Genomic DNA, 909 nt, shown 5'->3' with positions numbered 1-909 from the left:
CGCGTAAACCTTAAGGATTCCTTCGCCAAAATCGAACGGGGAGAAGTGTTTCTCCACAATATGCACGTCAGCCCATATGAGCAGGGAAACCGCTATAACCACGATCCGCTCCGGACAAGAAAGCTGTTAATGCACCGCAAGGAGATTAATAAGCTGATCGGGTTAACAAAGGAAAAAGGCTATTCTCTCGTTCCGCTGAAGCTGTATTTAAAAAACGGCTTTGCCAAAGTGCTTCTCGGCCTTGGAAAAGGGAAGAAGAACTATGACAAACGGGAAGACTTGAAGCGCAAGGACGCGAAGCGGGAAATTGAAAGAGCGTTCAGAGACAGTCAAAAAGGCTTCTAAAGGCATAGTGCTTGATTCGAAAATCAGGCCTGTGCTATACTGTGTTCACGATTAGATCACGACGCCATTCATTTGAAGGATTTGACAATTGAAAAGAGCCGTGATCATGTTATAATAAGACTATAGCCAGTTTGAGTGAGAGCTTGATATTTTCTCCCGTATTTCCCTTATACCAAGGGGACGTTACGGATTCGACAGGGATGGATCGAGCTTGAGCTGCGAGCCGAGAGGCGATCTCGTAAACACGCACTTAAATATAACTGGCAAAACTAACAGTTTTAACCAAAACGTAGCATTAGCTGCCTAATAAGCGCAGCGAGCTCTTCCTGACATTGCCTATGTGTCTGTGAAGAGCACATCCAAGTAGGCTACGCTTGCGTTCCTGTCTGAGAACGTAAGAAGAGATGAACAGACTAGCTCTCGGAAGGCCCGCCCGCAGGCAAGAAGATGAGTGAAACCATAAATATGCAGGCTACGCTCGTAGACGCTTAAGTAATCGATGTTTCTGGACGTGGGTTCGACTCCCACCGTCTCCATACATACTGACAATAAAGCAGAACCTCT

1 protein-coding gene and 1 other RNA gene are annotated in these 909 nt (G+C 46.2%); both read left to right on the top strand.

Annotated elements, in window-relative coordinates; genetic code table 11:
* Positions 1-345, top strand: a 345-nt coding sequence (gene smpB / locus RAC86_RS39200) for an SsrA-binding protein (RefSeq protein WP_377887008.1), incomplete at its 5' end; no start/stop codon positions are given.
* A 176-nt stretch (positions 346-521) separates the two neighbouring features.
* Positions 522-884, top strand: a transfer-messenger RNA (tmRNA) gene (gene ssrA, locus RAC86_RS39195).
* Positions 885-909 lie beyond the last annotated feature (25 nt).

The organism is Bacillus sp. LR_5 (assembly GCF_042709275.1).
The sequence above is the reverse complement of the archived record's forward strand: the minus strand, read 5'-3'. Positions and strand labels throughout refer to the sequence as shown.